The 2,637-nt window shown below is 63.5% G+C and carries 1 protein-coding gene and 1 pseudogene; both read left to right on the top strand.

What is annotated here, in order from left to right:
• A pseudogene (locus B2V21_RS10925) lies at positions 1-578 on the top strand (phenylacyl-CoA dehydrogenase); the annotation flags it as partial.
• Between the two features lie 85 nt (positions 579-663).
• On the top strand, positions 664-2,439 hold the full coding sequence (locus tag B2V21_RS10920; protein WP_286916854.1) for an acyl-CoA dehydrogenase C-terminal domain-containing protein: 1,776 nt from the start codon (positions 664-666) through the stop codon (positions 2,437-2,439).
• Positions 2,440-2,637 lie beyond the last annotated feature (198 nt).

The raw sequence follows: 2,637 nt of genomic DNA, 5'->3' as shown, positions 1-2,637 counted from the left end.
ACCACGGCGTGCAGATCTACGGTGGCCACGGCTTCATCGCCGAGTGGGGCATGGAGCAGAACGTACGCGACAGCCGCATTTCCATGCTGTACGAAGGCACCACAGGTATCCAGGCGCTCGACCTGCTGGGCCGCAAGGTGCTCATGACCCAGGGCGAGGCGCTCAAGGGCTTCACCCGCATCGTGCACAAGTTCTGTCAGGCCAACGAAGGCAACGAAGCGGTTGCCGAGTTCGTCACCCCCTTGGCGCAGTTGAATAAGGAGTGGGGCGAGTTGACCATGAAGGTCGGCATGGCCGCCATGAAGGACCGTGAAGAAGTCGGCGCCGCCTCGGTCGACTACGTGATGTATTCGGGCTACGCCTGCCTGGCCTACTTCTGGGCCGACATGGCTCGCGTAGCGGCGCAGAAACTGGCCGAGGGTCATGGCGATGCGGCGTTCTACACGGCCAAGTTGCAGACTGCGCGCTTCTACTTCCAGCGCATCCTGCCGCGCACCCGCACTCACGTTGCCGCCATGCTGTCCGGCGCAGGCAACCTGATGGCCATGGACGAAGCGCACTTCGGCCTTTCCTACTGACAGGCCAACCAGCCTGCGGCGCGCGTCGACCCGAGCGCGCCGCCCGGCTTTCGAACTTCAGCCCTCGAATTCCTGCGAGTTAGCCATGGCGGACTACAAAGCTCCCTTGCGCGATATGCGCTTTGTTCTGAATGAAGTATTCGACGTCGCCAGCCACTGGGCGCAATTGCCGGGCCTGGCCGACAGCGTCGACGTGGAAACCATGGAGGCGATCCTCGAAGAGGCCGGCAAGGTCACGGCCCAGGCGATCGCACCGTTGAGCCGTGCGGCCGATGAAGAGGGCTGTCACTGGCGCGATACCGTGGTCACCACCCCGGCTGGATTCCTCCAGGCCTACCAGACCTATGCCGAGGGCGGCTGGGTCGGCGTCGGCGGCGAGCCCGCCCACGGTGGCATGGGCATGCCCAAGGTGATTTCGGCGCAGGTCGAGGAGATGGTCAACTCGGCCAGCCTGGCGTTCGGCCTGTACCCGATGCTGACGGCCGGTGCCTGCCTGTCCATCAACGCTCACGCCAGCGACGAGCTGAAGCGGACCTACCTGCCCAAGATGTATGCGGGCACCTGGGCCGGCTCCATGTGCCTGACCGAAGCCCATGCAGGCACCGACCTCGGCCTGATCCGCACCCGCGCCGAACCGCAAGCCGACGGCAGCTACAAGGTCAGCGGGACGAAGATCTTCATCACCGGCGGCGAACACGACCTGACCGAGAACATCATTCACCTGGTGTTGGCCAAGCTTCCCGATGCACCGCCCGGTCCCAAGGGCATCTCGTTGCTGCTGGTGCCCAAGTTCATGGTCGATGCCGACGGCAACCTGGGGGCGCGCAATGCCGTGTCGTGCGGTTCCATCGAGCACAAGATGGGCATTCAGGCCTCTGCCACCTGTGTGATGAATTTCGACGGCGCCACCGGTTACCTAATCGGCGAGGCGAACAAAGGTCTGGCGGCCATGTTCACCATGATGAATTACGAGCGTCTGGGGGTCGGTATCCAGGGCCTGGCGTCGGCCGAGCGCTCCTACCAGAACGCTGTGGAATATGCCCGCGACCGGCTGCAAAGTCGCTCACCCAGCGGTGCTGTCCAGCCCGACAAGATGGCCGACCCGATCATCGTCCACCCGGACGTGCGGCGCATGCTGCTGACCATGAAGGCCTGCAACGAAGGCGGGCGTGCTTTTTCCACCTACGTTGCGTTGCAACTGGACACGGCCAAGTACAGCGAAGATCCGGCCACGCGCAAGCGCGCCGAGGACATGGTCGCTTTGCTGACACCGGTGGCCAAGGCGTTCCTGACCGACCTGGGCCTGGAAACCACGGTGCATGGGCAGCAGATATTCGGCGGCCACGGCTATATCCGTGAATGGGGCCAGGAGCAGCTGGTCCGCGATGTGCGCATCACCCAGATCTACGAAGGCACCAACGGTATCCAGGCGCTGGACCTGATTGGGCGCAAGGTCGTGGGCAACGGCGGCGCGTTCTATCAGCTGTTCTCCGAGGAGGTACGGGCTTACGCGACCCAGGCCGAAGGCGCATTGCAGGAGTTCACCCAGCCGTTGATCCAGGCGTTGGACCGTCTGGATGCGCTGACGGCCGGGGTTCTGGACCGGGCCGGGAACGATCCGCGCGAGATTGGCGCGGCGTCCGTCGAGTACCTGCAGGCCTTTGGCTACACCGCCTATGCCTACATGTGGGCAAGGATGGCCGGCGCCGCGCTGGGCCGGCAGGACGAGGCGTTCTACGCCAGCAAGCTGGGCACGGCGCGGTTTTATTTCGCGCGTTTGTTGCCACGGGTTCACTCGCTGGCGGCCGCCGTCGAGGCCGGCAGTGCGTCGCTGTTTCTGCTGGATGAGGCGCAGTTCTGACGGTGTAAGCTTTGGCTTACGTCACGCGGTGTCTTTGAGCTATATCCGAGGATTGGATCCACGGTTAATCTTCTCTCCAAGGACGTTGCGCAGGATGCGCCTAGATATAACAGGGACACGTAGGATTTCTGCCAGGACGGCGGACGGAAATGGATGTCATGGGAAACAGTCTGCAAAACCCCGCTTCGGCGGGGTTTT

Source organism: Pseudomonas sp. UBA6276 (assembly GCF_002438365.1).
In the GTDB taxonomy this organism is placed as follows: Bacteria; Pseudomonadota; Gammaproteobacteria; order Pseudomonadales; family Pseudomonadaceae; genus Aquipseudomonas; species Aquipseudomonas coleopterorum.
Note: the sequence above shows the minus strand (reverse complement) of the source record. Positions and strands in the feature narration are given on the sequence as shown.

Bases quoted from the DNA above. Each gene is read 5' to 3' on its own strand.
- B2V21_RS10920 (WP_286916854.1), top strand. From the start codon at position 664: ATGGCGGACTACAAAGCTCCCTTGCGCGATATGCGCTTTGTTCTGAAT.